This window comes from Streptomyces sp. NPDC030809, from assembly GCF_055572195.1.
In genome coordinates this window covers 213,877-233,955 of sequence record NZ_JBVIDV010000013.1, presented here as the reverse complement: position 1 = coordinate 233,955, position 20,079 = coordinate 213,877, and the positions used below count along the sequence as shown (strand labels likewise).

Here is a 20,079-nt window from a genome sequence, read left to right as displayed (position 1 = left end):
AAGCGCTGCGCGCTTGGCAGCGGAACCGCCTCCGCTGCGCTCCGGCGGAGCCAGCCTTCGGCTGGCTGCTCTTCCGCTGCGCTCCAGAGCATGGGACGCCCTCCTCACTGCGTTCGGAGGGCTAGGGCCGCTTCGCGGCCCTAGCCGGGTTGCCAAGCGCTGCGCGCTTGGCAACGGGAACTGCCTCCGCTGCGTTTCGGCGGGCCAGCCTTCGGCTGGCTGCTCCTCCGCTGCGCTCCAGAGCACGGGGACCGCCTCGCTGCGCTCCGGCGAGGGGGGCTGCTTTGCGGCCCCCCTAATAGGGGCCCCAAGCGCTGCGCGCTTGGTAGGGAAACCGTCTCCGCTGTGCTCTGGCGGCCCGGCCTTCGGCCGGTTGCTCCTCCGCTGCGCTCCAGAGCTGGAGACTGCCTCGCTGTGCTCGGTGGGGCGGTGCCGCTTGGCGGCACTAGTAGGGACTGCAAGCGCTGCGGGCTTGGCAAGGGAACGGCCTCCGCTGCGCTCCGGCCGGCCTTCGGCCGGTTGCTCTTCTGCTGCGCTCCAGAGCACGCGAAGACCGCCTTGCTTCGCTCGGCGGGGCAGGGGCCGCGAAGCGGCCCTAATGAGCCATGCGCTGCATGCTTGCCAGTTGAAACCACCTCCGCTGCGCTTCGGCGGGCCAGCCTTCGGCTGGCTGTTCTTCTGCTGTGCTTCAGAGCCATGGGAACGGCCTCGCTGCGTTCGGTGAGGTAGGGCCGCTTTGCGGCCCTCCTAGTAGGAACCCCCAGCGCTGCCTGCTTGCCAGCGAAAGGGCCTCCGCCTCATTCCGGCTGGCTGGCCTTCGGCTGCTGAGCTCCAGAGCACGGAGACCGCCTTGCTGAGCTCGGCATCGCCGAGCTAGTGGGCTCCCCAGCGCGCAGCACTGGGGAGTGGGGCCCACCTCACTGCGTTCGGTGGGACAGGGCCGCTTCGCGGCACCTTGTGTGATTCCAAGCGCTGCGCGCTTGGAAGGGAAGCCGCCTTCGCTGCGCTCCGGCGGCCCGGTCTTCGGCCGGTTGCTCCTCCGCTGCGCTGCAGAGCTGGTGACCGCCTCGCTGTGCTCGGCTGGGTTCGGTTCCGGGGATGGGGAGCTTGAGGAAGGGTTGATGGGAAGTTCAGAAGCGGACCAATTTCTTAGCTGAGAAGGGCTGTTATCCGGGGGCGGGAGGTTGGGTTTTGAAGGGCGTGGGTGTTAACGGCGTTAATGCTGGGGGATTTTGGGGTCGGCATTTGGATTGGACATGCCAAAGTGATTCAAAATTTCTGATGGTTAGAAACAGGATCAAGTCAACCTGGTCGTGTAAGTGGACGCGGTGTCCGGTTCTGGGGAGGGGGTGTGGCGGGGCGGTGGGGAGGGGGGAAGTGGGGACTTCGGAGAGGTTTTTGGCGGGGAAGCGTGCGCGCAGCGTCCCGACCACCGGCGTATAGAAGGTACGGAGATGCGTTTGCGCAGGTCAGGCGGGGGGTGGGGGGAAAGTTATGTCCCCCCAGGAGGGACATAACGAGGGGGATGTGTCGCTGCTGAGGGGACATAACGAGGTCAAAATGTCAGTGCGGCTGACGTAATTTAGGGAGAAACGTCAGGGAGGCTGACGTTCGGGTGGAGTTGTGTCGTTGAACTGAGGGTGGGGGTGGCGGGGTTGGGGGTGGGGGCCGGAGGGGGGTGCTCCGGGGGCCTTGGCCGAGATGTGTCCCTCCTGGGGGGACACAAGACACGCTGAACGTCAACGAGGGTGACATGTATGTCACCCTCGTTGACATACTGCTCTCTGCAGATCAACGAAGTGGAGAGCAGCCTCGTGTCATCAGAGCCTCAGCACAGCCGGCCGAGCCCGGCGCGTGTGCCGCGTCCTGATCTTCCCGTTGATGACGCGATCTCGGCGTGGAGTCAGCCGCTGGCTCCGGTCAGGGACCTGGACAGCCTGGCGAGGCGGTATCCGAGTCGGAAGCTGACGCTTGACGGTGAGCGCAAGCCGCTGGAGTTCTACGGGACGCAGAGCCAGCCGAATGCGTTCTCGATGGACAGCCTCGAGTTCTTCCTGGTCATTGCGCAGTACTTCCGGGAGGCGCTGCCGCTGAGGCTGATCCTGCTGCTCATTGCCTGCCAGCGGGCGGGGGGGCGGATTCCGCTTACCCAGGAGGAGATGGCTACCATCCTGGACGTGAGTCGGACGAAGACGTCCGAGGCGCTGCACACCATCATGTCCCACGGGATCGTCTTCAAGGTGCGGCGGGGTGTGTACCAGTTCAACCCGCCCTACAGTTACCGGGTAGCAGAGTTCATCCCGGGTACGGAGACTACGGGTGAGTTCGTGAAGGTGGAGCAGCACAGCACCATCTCGCAGATTCGTAGCGATACGAGCCTGCCGGACCTGGTGCGGTTCCCGTCGTTGGACCACATGCGACAGGCGATCGCAGAACTCCGGGCCGAACGCGCCAAAGAGCGCGCTGCGCGCAGGCTGAGCCGGGCGCAGCGCAAGGAAGAAGGGACAGCTCAGTGAGCTCCTTGCGATTCGCTGCGGTCAACGCCGACGGGCTTCTCTCTGACCTGGACCTTCCGCCGGCTGCGTACCGCGTGCTGCTGAAGCTGCGTTCGCTGAGTGAGCCGGGCGGCAGGATCCTCATCGACCAGGCCACGATCGGCGGGCTGCTGGAGCTGAGCCGGCCGAGCGTGAACGCCGCTCTGCGCAGTCTGGAGCTGGCGAAGCTCGTGCGGAAGGTCCGCAACGGGGTGTACCAGATCAACCCGATGCTGGCCGGGTACAACTCGTTCGAGGACGCGGTGGCCGCGGTGAACGAGATGCCGGCGGACGAGCGGCTGGACGCGCGCGGGTACGTCGCCAGCTACCACGAGGCGGTGGCGGCCTATCAGGACCAGCTGGCGGAGCAGCGGAAGAAGCGGGCCGCGCAGGCGGCTGCGAAGAAGGCTGCGGAGTCGAAGCGGCGGCGGACGCTGCACGCCGTGGGCTGAAACATCGTTTGAGAGGGGCTGTGGGGGCGCTGGGGCGCCTCTGCAGCCCCTCTTTGTGTTCCCGTGTGGGGGGCGGGCGGAAAGGGGCTCAGAGGGGCTTCTGTGGCTTTCGGGGGGTCAGAAGTCGAATTCCACGTAGTCGATGTCCGTGAACTCGACCAGGAGGCCCGAGGCGCGGGCGCCGTGGTCCTTGAAGTACATCTCCTGGAGGCCTTCGGCGGCGATGTGCCGGAGCTGCTGTTCGGTGGCGCCGGACTCCTGGGCGGCGAAGAGCCGGGAGGCGAACTCCGGGGGCAGGTGCTGGGTGATGCGGCGCATGCGGCCGTCGTCGGTGGTGCCGGGGGCGGCGGTGAAGCCGAAGCGGGCGCGGGTCTCGATGACCAGGCCGGTGGTCTTGGCGGCCCGGTCGCGGGCGCGCTTGCGGACCAGGGGCTGCCAGCGCCTGCGCACCTCCGTCTCCAGGCGGGCGGCCAGCTCGGGGCGGGGGGTCTTCAGCTGGCCCTTGACGTAGCGCTCGACCGTTCGCTGTGAGATGCCGAGCAGTTCGGCGACGGCCTTTGTCGATCCCTTTTCGGTTTTGACCAGGAACTTCATCCGCGCCTGGGGGGACTTGGGCAGGGGGCGGGTGAAGTTCGCTTCGGTGGCCTTGTCGAGGCTGTCGGCGATGTCGGACATGTGTCTTTCTTACTCTCCGTAGACCGCGGCGTCGTGGCCCTTGATGTGGCGTGCGGGGTTGTGGCGTTCGTCGAGCATGCCGACGGCCCACAGGAGGGGCTGGGTGCCCTCGTGCTTCACCATGCCGGGGCTGACGCCGAGGCGGAAGCCGCCGGGGAGGGGCTTGCCCTCGGGGGTGCGGGGGAGGAAGTCCAGGGGACTGGGGCCGTCGGAGAGGTACACCGCGCAGTCGGAGAGCACGGCGATGGGGTGGAGGCCGACGGCGGCCAGCTTGTTCATCTTCCGGTGCATGTTCACGCGCGCGGTGGAGATCACGGCGGCGCGGATGTCGGGGCGCCAGGTGGGGCGTTCCAGGGCGGGCCAGCGTTCGCCCGGCCGGTACCCGAGGCCCTGGGGGCGTTCGCGGAGCTTGCCGATGCCGCCCTTGACGGTGGCCTTGATGGCGGAGAGGACGGCGGCCTGGGCCGGGTCGCGCTGCTTGTGGTCCGCCATGGCGGCGAGGAACTCGGTCTCGGACAGGCCGGGGGTGACGCCGAGGTCGGCCATGGTGGCCAGGTAGGCGTCGCGGAGCCGGGTGTACCAGGCGTCGAGGTAGGGGCCGTGCTCCGGGCGGATCCAGGCCTCGGCCGGGCGGACCTCGTGGCCGAGCTCCTGGGCGTACGCGAGGGTCGGGGTGGCGTACCAGGCGGGGCCGGTGGGGCGCAGGCCCGAGGGGGTGAAGGGGCTGGGCAGGCGCGGGTCGAGCGCGATGCCGGAGAGGTCGGCGAGCCAGCTGCCGGGGAGCTTGGGGTCGAACTGCGGGGAGGTGACGTGGACGGCCGGGCCCAGGCCGACGGAGAGGCGGTTCGCGGCGGCGGCGAAGGCCATGTTCACGTCGATGCCGACGGCGTGGGTGCGGGCGCATTCGGCGTCGGTGAGGAGTTCGGGGTCGCGGATCCAGTCGTACGCCTCCTCGTCGAGGACCTGGTCCGGGGTGCGCTGGTGGTGCCGGGGGTAGAGCGTGGCGACCACGGGGTGCTCGTCGGTGGCCTCCGGGGGAGCGGGGTCCACGGGGCGGACGAGGGAGCCGGGGACGGAGGCGGAGACCCAGGTGCCGGTGGACTCGTCGCGGGCGGCGCGGGTGGGCGGGCGCAGGGCCGTCATGAGTTCCAGGCCGGACACGGCGGTGGAGCCGCGGGGGGTGAGGACGCGTTCTGCGTAGGAGCCGAGGAGGTCGGCGAGTTCGGGGGCCGGGAGGGTGTGGGTGTCCTCGCCCCAGGAGCGGGGGTCGAGGGCGCCCCAGGGGAGTACGGCGAGCTGGACGCACTGGCGGCCGGTGGCGGCGGTGGCCGGACGGTAGATCCGGGGCCACGGGCCGAAGCCGCGGCGGGTGAGCTGCCACTTGGCGCGGGTCAGGGACTTGATGGCGGGGTGGTTGTCGGGCAGGCGCAGGCCGCGGCGGTCTTCGAGTTCGAGGGGGAGGCCGAGGGCTTCGACGGCTTCGGCGGTGAGCACGAGGAGGGGGTCGGAGTCCTTGCCGTAGCGGTGGAGGCGGGGGGAGCCGAGGGCGGCTTCGGGGGACAGGGCCCAGGCGACGAGGGAGGGGAGGTCGTGGGCGGGGCAGTCGAGGAGCAGGCCGTGGGGGGCGTGGGCGGTGAGGGCCGGGCGCTTGGAGGTGCCCGTGGCCTTGCCGGGGGCGGCTGCGGCTGCGGTGAGGACGGCGAGGGGGCCGTGGGCGTAGCGGGGGTCGGTGGGTGGGGTGGAGCGCGGAGGGTGCGGGGGGCGGGCGGGGGCCGGCCGGGTGGCGGTCCGGGGGGTGGGCCGCGGGGGTGCGGGGGTCTGCGCCGCCGGGGCTGCGGGGGCCGGGGTGTTAACGGCGTTAATGATCGACTCGGAGGCGGGGGGCGCGGGAGTCGCCGGGGTGGGGGTCGAGACGTCCGCGAAGGGCGCGGTGTTAACGGCGTTAATGATCCGCTCGGGGGCGGGCGCTGTGGGGGGCGCCGGGGTGGGTGCGTCCGCGGTCGGCTCCGGAGCCGGGGCTGACGCCTCGGGGGAGGGCGGGGTGTTAACGGCGTTAATGGTCGGCTCTGCGGCACGGGGCGCGGCGGGGGTGTTAACGGCGTTAATGATCCGCTCGGGGGTGGGGGGCGCGGGGGTCGCCGGGGTGGTGGTGTTAACGCCGTTAACGGTCGGCTCTGCGGAAGGGGTCGGGGCCGGAGGCGCAACGGCGTTGACGGTCGGCTCCGGGGTGGAGGTGTTAACGGCGTTAATGCTCGGCTCGGGGGCCGGGGTGCTGACGGCGTTGAGGGTGGGGGGGTGGAGGGATGCGAGGCCGTCCAGGAGGCGGGCGTAGGCGGCGCGCTTGGGAGGGCGGGGATCGGTGCGGCCGGTCTCCCAGGAGGTGATCGTCTCGCGGCGGACGGAGAGCGCCTTCGCCACCTGGTCCTGGCTGAGGCCGGCGGCCTCGCGGAGGCGCTTGCGTTCGTCGGGGTGGGGGAGGGCGTCCTGGGCGGCGGCCTCTTCGAGGAGCGCGTCGACTGCGGCGAACAGCGAGGCCTGCTCGGGGTGGGACTCGGGGGACTTCTTGCGGGACATGGCACCTCCTGAGGTGCAGCCTAACCCGAAACGCACACCGGAACGCACGTGAAACGCACCTGGGGCGTTAACGGCGTTAATGCCGTCAACGCCCCAGGAGGGCTCGTCCGTGCGTCAGGAAGGGCGGGAGGACAGGACCTCCGTGAGGGCCGCCAGGTCCGAGGGGGAGAGCTGGGAGGCCAGTTGTTCCGCGATCTCGGGGGCCGTGGTGGCCGTGATGACGATGCGGCGGGGAGCGGGGGCGTTAACGGCGTTAACGCCGTTAACGCCGCGCGGGGGCGGGCTGGTGCGCTGCCGGGGAGGATGGACCGCGGCGGCCGTCTCCTCGGCGGCTGCGGCCTGGGCCTCCTTCGGCAGGCGGCCGATCCGGCGGGCGGGCTCCACCTTGAGCTCGCCGGTCTCCACCTGCTCCTGGAGTTCGGGGGTCAGGTTGAGGAGGGTGAGCCGCTGGGAGACCCAGGCCGGGGTCTTGCCGAGGCGCTTGGCCACCGCGGCCTGGGAGCCGTGCACGTCCACCAGTTCCTGGAGGGCGCGGGCCTGGTCCATGGGGGCCACGTCCACGCGGTGGATGTTGGCGATGAGCGCCGACTCCAGGATGTCCGCCGCGCTGGTGGCGAGGGAGTCGTTGACGTGGATGTGCATGGTCTTGAGGCCGGCGAGGCGGGCGGCGGCCAGGCGGCGGTTGCCGTCGATGACCACGTACGGGGCCCGGCCCAGGCCCTCGATCTGTCCCGGGTGGGCCTCCATGAAGGACATCCGGGTGGCGACCGCGAGCGGCTGGAGCTGGCCGCGGACCTTGAGGGACTCCGCCATCTCCTCGATCTCCGTGAGTTCCTCGCGGAGGTTGAAGGGATTGTGGGTGAGGGCCTCGATGGGGACCTCGGAGGGCGGGAGCACCCCGGAGGTGGGGGCGCCGGTGGCTTCCGCGATGGCCGTGCGCCGGGAGCTGACGCTCACCGGCTGGGCGCGGGCGAAGGAGGACGAGACGCCGAGCCGGTCTGCCTTGCTCATGAGATCTCCCGTGCGAGGGCGCGCAGTACGACGGCCTGGTCGCCCTTGGGGGCGTAGACGAACAGCGGCTGCTTGAGGCGGACGGCCTCGCGCTGCTCCTTGAGGTCGGGGACGACGGCCACGACCCGCGGATCCTTTATGTCCATCCAGGCCTGGAGCGAGGAGGTGGCGATGTAGCCGCGGCGGCCGTCGTAGAGGTTCACGACCAGGCCGAGGTAGTCGATGTCCAGGCTGAGGTCGTCGCGGAGATCGTTGATCTGGGAGGTGAGGAGGTCGTACGCGTCGGCGGAGGAGTCCTCGGCCTGGACGACGATCAGGGCGCCGGAGGCGCCGGGCTCCTCGGCGGGGCGGCGGCGGCCGTAGTAGATGGCCGCGTCCATGGACAGGCCGAGGCTCGGCGGGCAGTCGACCAGGATGACGTCGTAGTCCGACTCGACGGGGGCGAGGGCGCGTTCGAGGGCGGCCTCGCGGGCGCGGACGGTGGAGAGCCGGACGTCCAGGAGGAAGGCGTCGGTGCAGGAGGGCAGGAGGTGGAGTCGGTCGCCGAAGCGCTCGTCGGGGATGGGGACGATCAGGTCCTGGAGCGGCCCCTGGCCCTCGCCTGCCATGTGGCGGGTCAGGCTGTCGCCGCCGATGGGCGCGGGCTGCTGGCCCAGCTGCTTGGTGAGGTGGCCCTGCGGGTCGAAGTCGACGAGCAGGACGCGCATGCCGAGGCCGGGCAGGTCCTCGCGGTCGAGGGCCGGGTCGTCCTCGGTGAGGAGGGCGAGCTGCCGGGCGATGCGTACGGGGTAGAGGCTCGACGGGTCCTCGGCGAGGGCCTCGGCGGTGCCGGCGGTGATGGCGGTCTTCCCGACGCCGCCCTTCTGGTTGCAGACCACGATGCGGCGGACCACGGAGGGGCGCTGCACGGTGGGGGCCGGGTTCTTCTCCAGCCACAGCTGCACGGCCTGGGCGAGACCCTGGATGAGGGAGACCCCTCGGTCCCGGGCGTGGGTGCGGAACCCGTCCCACTGGCCGGCGGGGAGCCAGGTCGAGAAGGACTCGGCGCCGGAGGTGGAGACGGGGGAGGGGGTCGAGGCCAGGGCGGTCCAGTCGCTGATGCCCTGGTGGACGGCATCCTGGATGTCCACGCGGAGTTGCGCGGTGCGGATTTTCAACTCCTGGCGCAGCCACGGGGGCAGCTTGGAGACGACCTTCTCGCGGTCGCTCGGGGACGAGGGCGAAGTCATGCAGGGGACTTTACTAACGTTCTGACGCTGAGATCGCATCGACACGGAAAATTACTAACGGATGGCCGGGTTCCGTGCCCTGATGGCACGGGACCGCGGCCCCGCGGAGGGCGTTAACGCCGTTAACGGTGCGGGTGGGGCCGGGCGTTAACGGCGTTAACGGTGCGGCCGGGGTGGGGTTAACGGCGTTAACGGTGGGCGGGTGGGGCGGGGGCGGGTGTTAACGCCGTTAACGCCGTGGGCGGTGGGGGCGCGTCAGGAGAGGGCCCAGGGCGGAGCCGGCGACCCGCTTCCGGTGCGCGGGGGACATTCCGGGCCGCCCTGCGAATACCTCGATGTGCGTACGGGCGGGTGGCGCCGTGCCGGTGTGCCTGCGGTACGGGTGCGGTGGCGGGCCCGGTCGGTTGAGCGTAGACGCGGCGCAGCGGGGTGGCCGCTCGGCGCCCCGTGGCGGGGTGGGCGCCGGCGCGGTCCGCGGGGTCGGGCGCAGGCCGGCTCCGGCCTGCCGGCCGGGAGGTCCGGCGGTCGGCGGGCAGGCCGGAGAGGGCTCAGGGCAGCCGGTGGGCGAGGGCGACGGTGGCCGTGAAAGCCGGTGTGGGATCGTCGCCCTGGGCTGCGGTGACGCGGAGTCCCCGGTCGTGGCCGGGAGCCTTGGGCACGGCGGGTTCCGCGGAGATCCAGCAGGGGCTGTCGAACTCGACGTAGCGCCGGAAGGCGACGTCCATCGAGACCGGCCAGCAGATGCCGGGCTCGTCGCAGCGGCCGTCCCGGCCGTCCGGTGGGGGAGTGGCGGCGTGCGCCGCCTGACGTGCCGCTTCGAGGAGCAGCATGCCCGGCACGTGGTCGACCGGGTGGTCGAAGAGGACCGGGTGCGAGGTGTCGACGCGCAGTTGCCAGCGCGGCGGCCCTCCGGCGGGGGGCTCCCCGCCGTGGGACAGGACGACGTCCTGGTGGCGGTCCCGTCCGCAGAGCTCTTTGGCCAACGGCGGAGCAGGCTCGGGCACGTTCCAGAACATCTGGCCCACGTTGCCGCGGCCGGCGCGCAGCCGCTGGTAGAGGGCGGGAGCGTGGCAGTTGAACACGGTGTTCGCGACGGCGAGCAGCAGCTTCCCGCGCATCACCTCGTACTGCATGGTCAGGGCGACCGGCAGGGCACGCCGGTATCTGACGCTGGTGCAGGTGGCGTGGATGCGTAACTCGGCCGGAGTGTGTTCGACGCGCATGGCGCGCGGGTTGACCGCGTACTGGAAGCGGGACCAGCCGAGCTGGTGCCCGAACGGCACTCCGTAGGCGGTGTGCGTCAGGAGCGGGAGCGTCTGCCGGATCGTCTCGCAGAGAAGGAGCGGATCGTAGAGGCCGTGCTCGGCGGTGTAGAAGCCGTGGTAGCGCGGCCATTGAGCGTCGATGGTGAAGGTGTCGGTCCCCTGCGCCGACCAGCCCGTCAGGAAGACATCGGCGAGAGCTGCACGATGCACGTATTCCTTGGCGACGGTGGAGGTCAGTGCGTTCTGAGCTTGTGCGGGGCTTTCAGACGATACGAGCATGCCATCCCCTTTGGCGTGCGTATTTCAGGTCCCCGAGTGACCTGTCCGGTCGTTGACCCGATCCGTAAAATAAAGTGCGTTCGCTTTGTTTGTCGAGAGAAGGTGCAGGCGTGGCAGAGGGCCGGCTGAAGCAGGAACGGGCGGTGCGGACACGGCAGGCGATCATCTTCGCGGCGGCCGAGGTCTTCGACGAGTGCGGCTACCACGGCGCCAGCATGCGGGAAATCATGAAGAGGGCGGGGGTCACCCTCGGTGCGGTGTACTTCCACTTCCCGAACAAGGAAGCGCTCGCCCTCGCGGTGATGAACTCCCAGCCGGAGACCATCATGCCGAAGCTCGCTTCGGAAGGTCTCCAGCGCCTCGTGGACATCACGCTGGTGTGGTCGCACCAGCTCCAGGTCGACAAGATCCTGCGCGCCGCGGTGCGGCTCGCCGTCGAGCAGACGGGTTTCGGGATGCACGACCCGGAGTCGTACGAGGAGTGGCGCCAGATCATGGAGGACTGCCTCACGGAGGCCCGGAACCGCGGTGAGCTGCTCGAATCCGTGGACGGGCACAAGGTCGCGGAGTTCGTGGTCGGGGCGTGCACGGGCATGCAGCTGTACTCGGACCTGGTGGCGCGGCGGCGGGACCTGCCGCGGCGCACCGTGAACATGTGGGAGCTGCTGATCCCGTCGATCACGACCGAGTACGGGCGCAAGGCGGTGAAGGTGAGTCTGCGGAGGGCCGCGGCGCTGACCAAGTGACCGGGTGACCACCTGCGAGGTGGCGGGGCCGGCGGCCGGGGGGCCGCAGGTCGGGGGCGGTGCGCGGAGGTGCCTGCCGGGTGCGACGCGCCGATGACGGTTTCGCTCGGCGCGCTTGTCGGTCATACTCGGCCACACCGTGATCACGGTGCACCACTTCCGGACAATTTCATCTTCAATCACCCCCCGCCTGCGCTCAGTTGAAGGACGGCTTGGCATGACCCCCTCACGTTTGCTGGAGAACAGAGTCGTCATGGTGACGGGTGCGTCCAGCGGCATCGGAGCGGCGGCCGCCCGGCTGTTCGCGGCGGAGGGCGCTGCGGTGGTGATGCTGGCCCGCCGCGAGGGCCTGCTGGAATCGCTGGCCAAGGAGATCGCCGAGGCGGGCGGCCGGGCGTCCGCGGTGGCCGGCGACGTGACCCGGCCCGAGGACGTCGCGCGGGCGGTGGCCCTGGCGGTGGACACGTACGGCCGGCTGGACGGAGCGTTCAACAACGCGGGGTGGGCCACGGCCGGCACCCCGATCCACGAGACCGACGACGAGGTCTTCGAGAAGGTCCTCGACGTGAACCTGCGGGGCGTGTGGAACTGCCTCAAGCAGCAGATACCCGCCATGCTGGCCGGCGGCCGCGGCGGCTCCATCGTGAACACGGCGAGCGTGGCCGGGGTGCTGGCCACCGGTGCCACCGCGCCCTACATCGCCGCCAAGCACGCGGTGATCGGCCTGACCCGGGCGACCGCGGAGGAGTACGGGCAGCGCGGGATCCGGGCCAACTCCCTGGTCGTGGGCAGCACGCTGACCGAGCTGATGCACGAGGTGCTCACCGACACGCCCTCCCTGGAGGAGGCGTTCACCACGCGCTCGGTGCAGAAGCGGATGGCCGAGCCGGTGGAGGTCGCCCAGGCGGCGGCCTGGCTGCTCAGCGACCGGTCCTCCTTCGTGACCGGGGCCCCGCTGCCGGTGGACGGCGGCTGGACGGCCGCGTAGTACGAAGCCGGGCCGGCACGGCCCGGCGCATGCGGCTCCGGGCCTGAGGCTCTGGGCATGCGGGACGGGGCGGCTGCGCGTTGCCGCAGCCGCCCCGTCCCCGCCCGTACGCGCTCCCGCTAGCCCTCCGCCGCGGTGACGGGGATCCGGGGGGCCGGCGGGAGGGAGGCCCGCAGGGGGCCGGGAGGCTGCGGGGCGGCGGGTCCGGCGGCCGGCTCCGGGGTGTCCAGGGCGGCCGGGGGGCCCGGCAGGAGGGCGTCCTCGGCGTCCTCGCCCGGGGCCAGGATGCCGGTGAGGACGAGCCTCCATATGCGCTCCAGCAGCCCGGCATTGCTTTCGGGCGGCTGCGCCGAGACGCCCGAGTCCCGGTACCGGCGGGCCAGGATCTCGGCTCCCGTCACCAGGTGCACGGCCAGGGCCGCCACCGCGTCCGGGCGGGCGGTCGTCCGCAACTGCCCCCGGTAGAGCGCTTGTTGGACGAGATCCTCGGCGACCGGGTACCAGAGGCCCGCCCACTGCGGGGCCCCGGGGCGCTCGCGCTCCAGGCGCACCAGCGCACGTACGGCGGGGTCGTCCTCGACCTGCCGGGTCAGTTCCAGGGTCAGTCCCACCAGCCGCCGCAGGGGCGGCGCGGGCCAGGCGCAGACCTCCTCGACGGTGGCCTGGACGGCTTCCCGGCCGGCTTCCTCCACGGCCCTTGCCAAGTCCTCCTTCGAAGAGAAGTGGAAGGTCAGCCCGCCGCTGGAGATGCCGGCTGCCTTGCAGATGCGGGACAGCGACGCGCCGGCGTAGCCGTCGCGGTCGAACTGGTCGGCGGCGGCTTGTACGAGGGAACGACGGCTCCTCGCAGCCCTTTCCTGTTTCACCATGATCACTCCGGGTGCGATTCGTCCCAGCGTGCGTGCGGTGTCCACCCGTTGGCAACGGAGAGTTGCCGAAGTGCCCCCGACTTGCCGAAGTGGCGGCGTGCCGTACGCCTTCGGAACCGTGTTGTGGCTACCGCTGGAAAAAAAGAGAACGATCGCTATGCTAATCCCCGTGTTCGCCTGGACGGCCGATGTAGAAGGGGAACGTGCCATGGCAGCCAACGACCTGACCCGAGCTCGGGTGCCGGTCTCCGTGATCACCGAGCAGATCTTCGGGCACCTGCCGCGCGCCGATCAGCGGCACTGGGCGCAGGCGTACCTCCAGGGCCTGCTCACCACGGAAGGCAAGAAGTCCGTACGCCGGCTCGCCGCGACGGTCTCGGACTCCCCGACCGCCTCGCAGTCCATGCACCAGTTCGTCAACGCCAGCCCGTGGGAGTGGGCCCCGGCGCGGACCGAGCTGCTGCGCTGGGTGGAGCGCCGGCTCGCACCGAAGGCCTGGGTGCTGGAGGCCGCGGTGCTGCGCAAGCGCGGCGACCACTCCTGCGGGGTGCACCGCCGCTTCGTCCCGGAGACCGGACGCTCCGTCAACTGCCAGGTGGGCGTGGGGGCGTTCCTCACCAACGGGGTGGACTCCGTCCCCACCGACTGGGGGCTGCTGCTCCCGGGCAGCTGGTCCACCGACGAGCAGCGGCGCTCCCGCGCCAAGGTCCCGGACGGGGTCGCGCACCGGTCCGTCGAGCAGCACGCCCTGGACCTGGTGGACGGCCTGGGCACCGGCACCCTGCTGAGCGCCCCGCCGGTCGTGGCGGACCTGAGCCACCACGCGGGCGCGGCTGCGCTGGTACGCGGCCTCAGCGCGCGGGGCCGGGACTTCGTCGTGGCGGTGCCGGGCCGGACCCCCGTGGTGCCGGGCAGCCACCTGGTGGCGCACCCGCACTACGCCGGGGAGATGCCCGCGGCGGTCGAGGCGCAGCGCTTCTTCGAGCTCAAGACCGGCAGCCACCTGCGGATGGACGCCGTCGGCGGCGGCCGCGAGGGCCGGCCGGCCCGCGCCTCGGTGATGACGGGCCTGGTGCGGCTGCCGGAGATGCGCACCGGGCGGCAGACCCCGCAGCACACCTACCGGCTGTTCGCCGTGCGCCACTACGCGGGCCGGCGCTCCACCCGGATGTGGCTGACCAACATGGTGCACCGGCGGACCGAGGAGCTCGTGGCACTGGCGCAGCTCCAGCGGCGCGCAGGTGCGACCGTGCAGAACCTGGAGCAGGACTTCGGCCTGCTCGACTTCGAGGGCCGCTCCTACCCGGGCTGGCACCACCACATGACCCTGGTGTCGGTGGCGTACGCCTACAGCCGGCTGGAGATGCCCGCCGACCCGGTGCTCGCCGCCGTCCGCTCGGCCTGAGCCGTCCCGCCCCCAGGCGCCCGTACGGGTCCAACGGCCGTCCGTACCGCTTGAACACAGCCCGTACCGCCTGAACGCACGACCGCCCCGCCTCTCCGTGTTCGTCCCCCCGTGACGGAGAGGCGGGGCTTTTTGCCGCCCGGAGGGCAGAGCCGGCACGGCCGTCCGCGCGCACGGCTGCTTGAACATGCTTGAACGCACCCGGTGCGCGGCGCGCGTCCCGGCCCCGGAACGACCGAACACCCGTACGCGGCGGAGGCGTTCGGGTGTTCAGGTCGTGTTCAGGGGCGCCCGGTCAGGCCGTGCGGACGGCTCCGGTGCGGGGCGGCATCAGGTGGCGGCGGACCAGGTAGGCCAGCACCCCGTAGCCCGCGAGCAGCAGGGCCGCGGTGAAGACCCACTCCAGGGAGCCCCCCGGGCGGTAGACCCGCCCCGGGTTGCCCACGTCCACGGCGTCGGTCGCGCGGCCTGCGGCCAGGGACTCGCGGCCGGCTCCGTACAGGGTGACGCCCTCGCGCACCACCGACCCGTCGGCCGACCGGAAACTGCCCGCCCAGGAGCAGGTCTCGTGGCCGGGATGGGACACGCAGCTCAGCCGGCCGGCGGTGAACGAGCCCGCCACCCCGTCGGCGGTCGCCGCGCGCGCCGCGTTGCCGACGTTGGGCAGGGCCACGTACAGCAGCAGGCAGGCCGCGGCCAGCAGCAGGGAGCCTGCGAAACCGGAGGGGCGGCGGGTCCGGCTCATGCCGTCAGGGCGCAGTCGCAGCGGGCCGTGGCGTTGTCGGCGCGGTTGCGGGTGTGCAGCACCATGGCGACGATCATCGGGATGGTGACCAGCGCGTTGTAGAAGAGGTGCAGCTCGACGCGGGGGAAGACGAGCTGGAGCACGCTGGTGGGGACGGCCTTGCCGGCGATGTACGCGCCCGCGAGCGCCTGGCTGAGCAGCAGCAGGTGCTCGAAGTGGTGCCAGATCTGGATCGCGAGGGTGGTGTTCCACCAGGTGCGGGAGGCGCCGGTGAAGCCGCGGCGGAAGACGATGAAGCCGACGAGCATCAGCAGGGCGTAGCTGTAGTGCATCCACTCGGACTTCACGAGCCACGGGAAGGGCACGCCGAGCACGCCGCGGGCCTCGGGAAGCGGCCAGCCGAGGACGTAGATCTGGACGGCCTGGGTCAGGTGCTCGGCCCAGTGCGCGAGCACGATCACGAGGAAGGCCCGCAGGCCGATCTTGTGGAACCTGCTGTTGAGGGAGTCCATCGCGCCACTCTTGACCAGGGGCGCTTGCGTTCCGGCTGCCATCGGGGCACCTCCATGCTCCAGATCCGGAGGCCCATCTCAGCAGGGGCCGCCGGGGACGGTCTTCTTCGATCGTGCGGACTTCGGTTCAGCCGGGAACGGGAGGGTTGTGTCACGCAACTGGCTGGCTACCGTGGGTACATGCTGAAACGGACCTACGAAGGACAGGACTGCAACCTGGCGCGGTCCCTGGAGGTGATCGGCGAGCGCTGGAGCCTGCTGATCGTTCGATCGGCACTGCTGGGCGTCAAGCGCTTCGACGGGTTCATGGGCCACTTGCAGATCGCCCGTAACGTGCTCACCAGCAGACTCACCCGTCTCGTCGAACTCGGCATCATGGAGCGGGTTCCATACCAGGACAAGCCGGTCCGGTACGAGTACCCCCTCACCCCCATGGGGCGGGATCTGGCCACCTCGGTGATCGCCCTGATGCAGTGGGGCGACCGGAACCTGCCGACCGAGGTGGGGCCTCCGCGCCGAGCCGAGCATATCGGCTGTGATGGTCATGTCCATGTCCGTCTTGACTGCGACAAGTGTGAGCGTGACCTGCACGGGGACGAGGTGGCGGTCCGTCGGATCCGCTGAACCGGGGGGAGAGCGCACGCCCGAAGATGCCCTGTGATAGGGCCCCGAACACCATGAGCCTCCTGCCACCAACCCGGTGGCCCTGCAAAGGAGGCACAGCGTGGGAACGGCAACGGGAGCTCTGCGCAAGCTGCTCATGGCTCCGGCACTGAGCGACGTCAGCTTCGCCGGACGGGGCTTCCCCGTCACCGCCACGGCGGCCACCGCCCAGCTGGAGAGCATCCCGCAGGCGGTCGTCACCGGCTTCGAATGGGGCATCGAGTCCCGCGACCTGTGGGAGACCGAGCGCCGGCTCTCGCTCGTCGACTCCGAGCTCCAGGGCTTCGCCTACGAGGGCGCCACCATGGCCTCCGTCATCCGGGACACCATGGGGCCCGGCCGCGGCCGCCGCACGCAGGACCTCATGGAGGGCTCGAACGGGCGCCGCCACATCTTCCTCAACTACATCGGCATCGGCTTCGCCATGGCCAAGCTCCCGCGGGTGCTCTGGAAGAAGGTCATGCCCGAGCTGCACGGCGAGGAGTTCTACCCGCCGATGTCCTGGCTCGCGGTCGACGGCTACGGGTTCGACCGGGCGTACTTCGACACCCGCCGCTGGATCGACGAACAGCGGCTCGACAGTCCGTACCCGTGGGACGGGCACCCCGAGTACTTCCAGCGCGCGTTCGACCAGGGGGTCGGGCGCGCGCTGTGGTTCATCCACGGGGCGCACGTGCAGAACGTCACCGCCGCCGTGGAGCGCTTCGCCTCCGAGCGCCGGGCCGACCTGTGGGCCGGCGTCGGGCTCGCCGCCACCTTCGCCGGCTGCTCCACCCCCGAGGACCTCGCCGCGCTGTACTCCGCGAGCGGGGAGCACCGCGGGCACCTCGGGCAGGGCTCGGTGTTCGCGGCCAAGGCGCGCCACTTCTCGCGGACCGTCCCCGAGCACACCCGCACCGCCGTGCACGCGCTCGCCGGGCTGACCGTGGAGCAGGCCGCCGCGCTCGCCGACGAGAGCACCCCCGACCTCGGCGGCCGGGGCCCCGTGCCCACGTACGAGCTGTGGCGCCGCGCGGTGCGCGAGCGGCTCCTCGTGAATGCCGTTTGAGCACTTCTGGAGTAGACGCTCCGGCGGGGCTGCTCGTTAGATTCAAATTCAGGTATTTCGTAAGGGAAATTCAGGGAAAAGTATACGAGGGGCGGTTTGGTACGTGTCCATGTTGCGTGCGCTGAGGCGCAGGGTTCTCACACCCAATGTCCGGGAGACGCACCTGGATCGACGCGGATTCCACGTGAAGAACCCGGAAGCGAAGCATCAGCTGGAGACCGTGGGGTGCACCTTCCTCCAGGGATATGCCTATGCGGTCGAGGCCCGTTCCGCGGCGGAGGCCGAGGAATGGCTGGAGACCGTTCCCCTCGCCTATCGCGGTTTCGCGTACGAGGGCGCCGGCATGGGCGCGGCCATGATCGACGCGCTGAGCGGCAGTGACAAGCGGCTGACCGGGCTCCTGGAGGGCGAGGGCAGCAGGCACGACTACATGATCTACGTCGGGGTGGGCTGGGCCATGGCCCGGCTGCCGAAGTTCCTGTGGCCCGACGTCACGAAGATCGACCCGGTGCTGCGCTGGCTGATCCTCGACGGGTACGGCTTCCACCAGGCGTACTTCAAGACCGAGGACTACGTCCGCAAGCCGCACCTCGTGCACCCCTTCAGCTGGAAGGGCGGCCCGGACGCCTACAGCCGGCGGGCGCTGGACCAGGGCATCGGCCGCGCCCTGTGGTTCGTCGGCGGCACCGACCCCGATGTGGTGGCCGGGCTGATCGCCGCGTACCCCGAGCACCGGCACGCCGACCTGTACGCCGGCTCCGGCCTGGCCTGCACCTACGCGGGCAGCGCCGACGAGCAGGAGCTGAAACGTTACGCCGAGCATGCGGGCAAGTACCTGCCCAACCTCGCGCAGGGCTCCGCCTTCGCCTCCGAGGCCCGGGTCAAGGCCGGCACCACCATCGACCACACCCGGATGGCGGCCCGCGTGCTGTGCGGCGGCCGCACCCCCGAAGAGGCCGCGCAGGTCTGCCTGGACACGCGGCCGGAAAGCTGCTCCGGCGGTGAAATTCCCGCTTTCGAGACCTGGCGGCAGGACATTGCCGCGCGCATCACCGTTCCCTCGTACTCCCAGAAAGGCGCGAGCGCATGACACAGCACCCAGTGTCCTGGCTGCGTAGGCAGGCAGCCGGAATTGTGGCCCTCGCTGTCATGGTGAGCGCCTTTTACGCCGTGAAGCCGGACGAGTCCTCCGCGGCGGAGAAGAAGGAACTCGCGAAGTCCTTCGCATTCGAGCCGATGTCGATTTCCATGCCGGCCGGCTACAAGCAGCAGACCGTGCGCAAGGTGAACAAGGCGTACAAGCACATCGAGGCGTGGATCTCCTCGGTGGGCGCCGGCGTGGCCATGAACGACATCGACAACGACGGCCTCTCCAACGACCTGTGCATCACCGACCCGCGGATCGACCAGGCCGTGGTCACCCCGGCCCCGGTCCCCGGCCGCAAGAGCGCCACGTACGCGCCCTTCGTGCTGGACCCGGCGCCGCTGCCGAAGAGCAAGTACAGCGCGCCCATCGGCTGCGTGCCCGGTGACTTCAACGAGGACGGCGCCACCGACCTCCTCGTCTACTACTGGGGCCGCACCCCGGTGATCTTCCAGCAGAAGAAGGAGGCCTGGGACAAGAAGATGCCGCCCAAGGCCGAGTGCTTCGAGCCGGTGGAGCTGGTCCCGGGCAGCGGCGGCAGCATCTACACCGGCCCGCTGTGGAACTCCAACGCGGCCGCGGTCGCCGACTTCGACGGCGACGGCCACAAGGACATCTACATCGGCAACTACTTCCCCGAGAGCCCCGTCCTCGACTGGACGAAGGACGGCGGGGTCACGATGAACGACTCCATGTCGCACGCCCAGAACGGCGGCGGCGGGCACTTCTTCCTGTGGACCGCCGGCGGCTACAAGCGGATCCCCGGCACCGACGTCGTCCCGAAGGGCCGCGCGCACGGCTGGACCCTGGCCGCCTCCGCCACCGACGTGGACGGGGACCTGCTGCCCGAGCTGTACCTCGGCCTCGACTTCGGTTCGACCACCCTGCTGCACAACCGGTCCACCCCCGGCAACCTCAAGTTCTCCGAGGTCAAGGCCAGCCACAACGGCCTGATGCCGAAGTCGAAGGAGATCGGGCGCAGCTCCTTCAAGGGCATGGGCATCGACTGGGCCGACCTGAACGGCGACGGCCTCCTCGACTCCTTCATCTCGAACATCACCACCTCGTTCGGCATCCAGGAGTCCAACTACACCTTCATCAGCAAGGCGAAGGACCTGGACGACCTGCACCGCAAGATGAGCGACGGCAAGGCCCCGTGGAAGGACGAGAGCGCCTCCCTGAACACGGCCTGGTCCGGCTGGGGCTGGGACGCCAAGATGGGCGACTTCGACAACGACGGCCGTCCGGAGATCACGCAGGCCACCGGCTTCGTGAAGGGCAAGCGCAGCCGCTGGGCGCAGCTCCAGGAGCTCGCCACCGCCAACGACCAGCTGGTCCGGCACCCGTACTGGTGGCCGAAGGTGGAGGCGGGCGACGACCTCGCCGGCGACCAGTTCCTGCGCTTCTGGACCCGCAACGGCGACAAGTACGACAACGTCTCCAAGGAGCTCGGGCTCGGGGTCCCCGTGCCCACCCGCGGCATCGCCACCGGTGACGCCGACGGCGACGGGCGCCTGGACTTCGTGGTGGCCCGGCAGTGGGACGCCCCCGTCTTCTACTGCAACCTCAGCCCCGCGAACAACGACTTCCTCGGCCTGAAGCTGGTCGACGAGAACGGGTCCCCCGTGGTCGGCGCCCAGGTCACCGTCGCCTTCCCGGACGGCAGGAAGCTGCTCGGCCGCGTCGACGGCGGCAGCGGCCACTCCGGCAAGCGCAGCACCGACGTCCACATCGGCCTCGGCAAGGTCAGCGGACCCGTGCAGGCCGACATCGCCTGGCGGGACAAGACCGGCCAGGTCCGCAAGCAGGCTCTTTCGCTGAGCCCCGGCTGGCACTCGGTCCAGCTCGGCACCGAGGCCAAGGAGAAGTGACCGTGTCGTCTTCCACTGCCACCGCGCCTGCCACCGGCAGCCCAGCCACGCCCGCCGGGGCACCGGCCA

At 70.6% G+C, this 20,079-nt stretch carries 17 protein-coding genes; 9 read left to right on the top strand and 8 right to left on the bottom strand.

Annotated elements, in window-relative coordinates; genetic code table 11:
* Nucleotides 1–1,799 precede the first annotated feature (1,799 nt).
* Both ACZ407_RS19310 and ACZ407_RS19305 read left to right on the top strand, forming a co-directional pair.
* Nucleotides 1,800–2,516 carry a hypothetical protein gene (locus tag ACZ407_RS19310; RefSeq protein ID WP_468129677.1) on the top strand — a complete coding sequence of 239 codons (717 nt, stop codon included), beginning with the start codon at nucleotides 1,800–1,802 and terminating at the stop codon, nucleotides 2,514–2,516.
* Nucleotides 2,513–2,986, top strand: coding sequence for a MarR family transcriptional regulator (locus ACZ407_RS19305; protein WP_328973872.1), 474 nt, complete (start codon nucleotides 2,513–2,515; stop codon nucleotides 2,984–2,986). The genes ACZ407_RS19310 and ACZ407_RS19305 overlap by 4 nt, the downstream gene beginning before the upstream one ends.
* A 117-nt stretch (nucleotides 2,987–3,103) precedes the next feature.
* On the opposite strand, the gene tpg is transcribed toward ACZ407_RS19305, so the two are convergent.
* The 5 genes from tpg to ACZ407_RS19280 form a co-directional block, all read right to left on the bottom strand.
* The gene (gene tpg / locus ACZ407_RS19300; RefSeq protein ID WP_468129675.1) at nucleotides 3,104–3,661 is read right to left on the bottom strand and encodes a telomere-protecting terminal protein Tpg; all 558 of its coding nucleotides are present in this window, start codon (nucleotides 3,659–3,661) and stop codon (nucleotides 3,104–3,106) included.
* A 9-nt stretch (nucleotides 3,662–3,670) separates the two neighbouring features.
* Nucleotides 3,671–6,235, bottom strand: coding sequence for a telomere-associated protein Tap (gene tap / locus ACZ407_RS19295; RefSeq protein WP_468129673.1), 2,565 nt, complete (start codon nucleotides 6,233–6,235; stop codon nucleotides 3,671–3,673).
* A gap of 114 nt (nucleotides 6,236–6,349) precedes the next feature.
* Nucleotides 6,350–7,246: a ParB/RepB/Spo0J family partition protein gene (locus tag ACZ407_RS19290; protein WP_468129671.1), complete on the bottom strand. Its 897-nt coding sequence runs from the start codon at nucleotides 7,244–7,246 to the stop codon at nucleotides 6,350–6,352.
* Complete coding sequence (locus ACZ407_RS19285) at nucleotides 7,243–8,475, bottom strand: ParA family protein (protein WP_468129669.1); 1,233 nt, start codon at nucleotides 8,473–8,475, stop codon at nucleotides 7,243–7,245. The genes ACZ407_RS19290 and ACZ407_RS19285 overlap by 4 nt, the downstream gene beginning before the upstream one ends.
* Before the next feature lie 548 nt (nucleotides 8,476–9,023).
* Nucleotides 9,024–10,019, bottom strand: a complete 996-nt coding sequence (locus tag ACZ407_RS19280) for a ScbA/BarX family gamma-butyrolactone biosynthesis protein (RefSeq protein ID WP_468129667.1) — start codon at nucleotides 10,017–10,019, stop codon at nucleotides 9,024–9,026.
* A gap of 110 nt (nucleotides 10,020–10,129) precedes the next feature.
* On the opposite strand from ACZ407_RS19280, the gene ACZ407_RS19275 reads away from it, so the two are divergent.
* Together ACZ407_RS19275 and ACZ407_RS19270 are read left to right on the top strand one after the other, a co-directional pair.
* Nucleotides 10,130–10,765, top strand: a complete 636-nt coding sequence (locus ACZ407_RS19275) for a ScbR family autoregulator-binding transcription factor (RefSeq protein WP_468129665.1) — start codon at nucleotides 10,130–10,132, stop codon at nucleotides 10,763–10,765.
* A gap of 217 nt (nucleotides 10,766–10,982) precedes the next feature.
* Nucleotides 10,983–11,753, top strand: coding sequence for an SDR family NAD(P)-dependent oxidoreductase (locus ACZ407_RS19270; RefSeq protein WP_468129663.1), 771 nt, complete (start codon nucleotides 10,983–10,985; stop codon nucleotides 11,751–11,753).
* A 119-nt stretch (nucleotides 11,754–11,872) separates the two neighbouring features.
* Here the strand turns inward: ACZ407_RS19270 and ACZ407_RS19265 are convergent, their stop codons facing one another.
* The gene (locus tag ACZ407_RS19265) at nucleotides 11,873–12,622 is read right to left on the bottom strand and encodes a TetR family transcriptional regulator (protein WP_468129661.1); all 750 of its coding nucleotides are present in this window, start codon (nucleotides 12,620–12,622) and stop codon (nucleotides 11,873–11,875) included.
* A gap of 208 nt (nucleotides 12,623–12,830) precedes the next feature.
* Here ACZ407_RS19265 and ACZ407_RS19260 point away from each other — a divergent pair, with 208 nt between their 5' ends.
* Nucleotides 12,831–14,027 (top strand): IS701 family transposase, encoded by a 1,197-nt coding sequence (locus tag ACZ407_RS19260; RefSeq protein ID WP_468129659.1) that lies wholly within the window; start codon nucleotides 12,831–12,833, stop codon nucleotides 14,025–14,027.
* Nucleotides 14,028–14,322: 295 nt separating this feature from the next.
* Here ACZ407_RS19260 and ACZ407_RS19255 read toward each other — a convergent pair whose 3' ends face one another.
* Together ACZ407_RS19255 and ACZ407_RS19250 are read right to left on the bottom strand one after the other, a co-directional pair.
* On the bottom strand, nucleotides 14,323–14,772 hold the full coding sequence (locus ACZ407_RS19255; protein ID WP_468129657.1) for a hypothetical protein: 450 nt from the start codon (nucleotides 14,770–14,772) through the stop codon (nucleotides 14,323–14,325).
* On the bottom strand, nucleotides 14,769–15,326 hold the full coding sequence (locus ACZ407_RS19250) for a hypothetical protein (RefSeq protein ID WP_468129655.1): 558 nt from the start codon (nucleotides 15,324–15,326) through the stop codon (nucleotides 14,769–14,771). Before ACZ407_RS19250 ends, ACZ407_RS19255 begins: the two co-directional genes overlap by 4 nt.
* A gap of 138 nt (nucleotides 15,327–15,464) precedes the next feature.
* On the opposite strand from ACZ407_RS19250, the gene ACZ407_RS19245 reads away from it, so the two are divergent.
* From ACZ407_RS19245 to ACZ407_RS19230, 4 genes are all read left to right on the top strand, one after another.
* On the top strand, nucleotides 15,465–15,908 hold the full coding sequence (locus ACZ407_RS19245) for a winged helix-turn-helix transcriptional regulator (RefSeq protein ID WP_468129653.1): 444 nt from the start codon (nucleotides 15,465–15,467) through the stop codon (nucleotides 15,906–15,908).
* A 136-nt stretch (nucleotides 15,909–16,044) separates the two neighbouring features.
* Entirely contained in the window at nucleotides 16,045–16,995 is a 951-nt protein-coding gene (locus tag ACZ407_RS19240) for a DUF1702 family protein (RefSeq protein ID WP_468129687.1), read from the top strand.
* Nucleotides 16,996–17,104: 109 nt separating this feature from the next.
* A complete protein-coding gene (locus ACZ407_RS19235; protein ID WP_468129685.1) occupies nucleotides 17,105–18,085 on the top strand; it encodes a DUF1702 family protein in 981 nt (326 codons plus the stop codon).
* Between the two features lie 59 nt (nucleotides 18,086–18,144).
* On the top strand, nucleotides 18,145–20,010 hold the full coding sequence (locus ACZ407_RS19230; RefSeq protein ID WP_468129651.1) for a CRTAC1 family protein: 1,866 nt from the start codon (nucleotides 18,145–18,147) through the stop codon (nucleotides 20,008–20,010).
* The last annotated feature ends 69 nt before the right edge of the window (nucleotides 20,011–20,079 follow it).

Bases quoted from the DNA above. Each gene is read 5' to 3' on its own strand.
- tpg (WP_468129675.1), bottom strand. From the start codon at position 3,661: ATGTCCGACATCGCCGACAGCCTCGACAAGGCCACCGAAGCGAACTTC.
- tap (WP_468129673.1), bottom strand. From the start codon at position 6,235: ATGTCCCGCAAGAAGTCCCCCGAGTCCCACCCCGAGCAGGCCTCGCTG.
- ACZ407_RS19290 (WP_468129671.1), bottom strand. From the start codon at position 7,246: ATGAGCAAGGCAGACCGGCTCGGCGTCTCGTCCTCCTTCGCCCGCGCC.
- ACZ407_RS19285 (WP_468129669.1), bottom strand. From the start codon at position 8,475: ATGACTTCGCCCTCGTCCCCGAGCGACCGCGAGAAGGTCGTCTCCAAG.
- ACZ407_RS19280 (WP_468129667.1), bottom strand. From the start codon at position 10,019: ATGCTCGTATCGTCTGAAAGCCCCGCACAAGCTCAGAACGCACTGACC.
- ACZ407_RS19270 (WP_468129663.1), top strand. From the start codon at position 10,983: ATGACCCCCTCACGTTTGCTGGAGAACAGAGTCGTCATGGTGACGGGT.
- ACZ407_RS19265 (WP_468129661.1), bottom strand. From the start codon at position 12,622: ATGGTGAAACAGGAAAGGGCTGCGAGGAGCCGTCGTTCCCTCGTACAA.
- ACZ407_RS19260 (WP_468129659.1), top strand. From the start codon at position 12,831: ATGGCAGCCAACGACCTGACCCGAGCTCGGGTGCCGGTCTCCGTGATC.
- ACZ407_RS19255 (WP_468129657.1), bottom strand. From the start codon at position 14,772: ATGAGCCGGACCCGCCGCCCCTCCGGTTTCGCAGGCTCCCTGCTGCTG.
- ACZ407_RS19250 (WP_468129655.1), bottom strand. From the start codon at position 15,326: ATGGCAGCCGGAACGCAAGCGCCCCTGGTCAAGAGTGGCGCGATGGAC.
- ACZ407_RS19245 (WP_468129653.1), top strand. From the start codon at position 15,465: ATGCTGAAACGGACCTACGAAGGACAGGACTGCAACCTGGCGCGGTCC.
- ACZ407_RS19240 (WP_468129687.1), top strand. From the start codon at position 16,045: ATGGCTCCGGCACTGAGCGACGTCAGCTTCGCCGGACGGGGCTTCCCC.
- ACZ407_RS19235 (WP_468129685.1), top strand. From the start codon at position 17,105: ATGTTGCGTGCGCTGAGGCGCAGGGTTCTCACACCCAATGTCCGGGAG.
- ACZ407_RS19230 (WP_468129651.1), top strand. From the start codon at position 18,145: ATGGTGAGCGCCTTTTACGCCGTGAAGCCGGACGAGTCCTCCGCGGCG.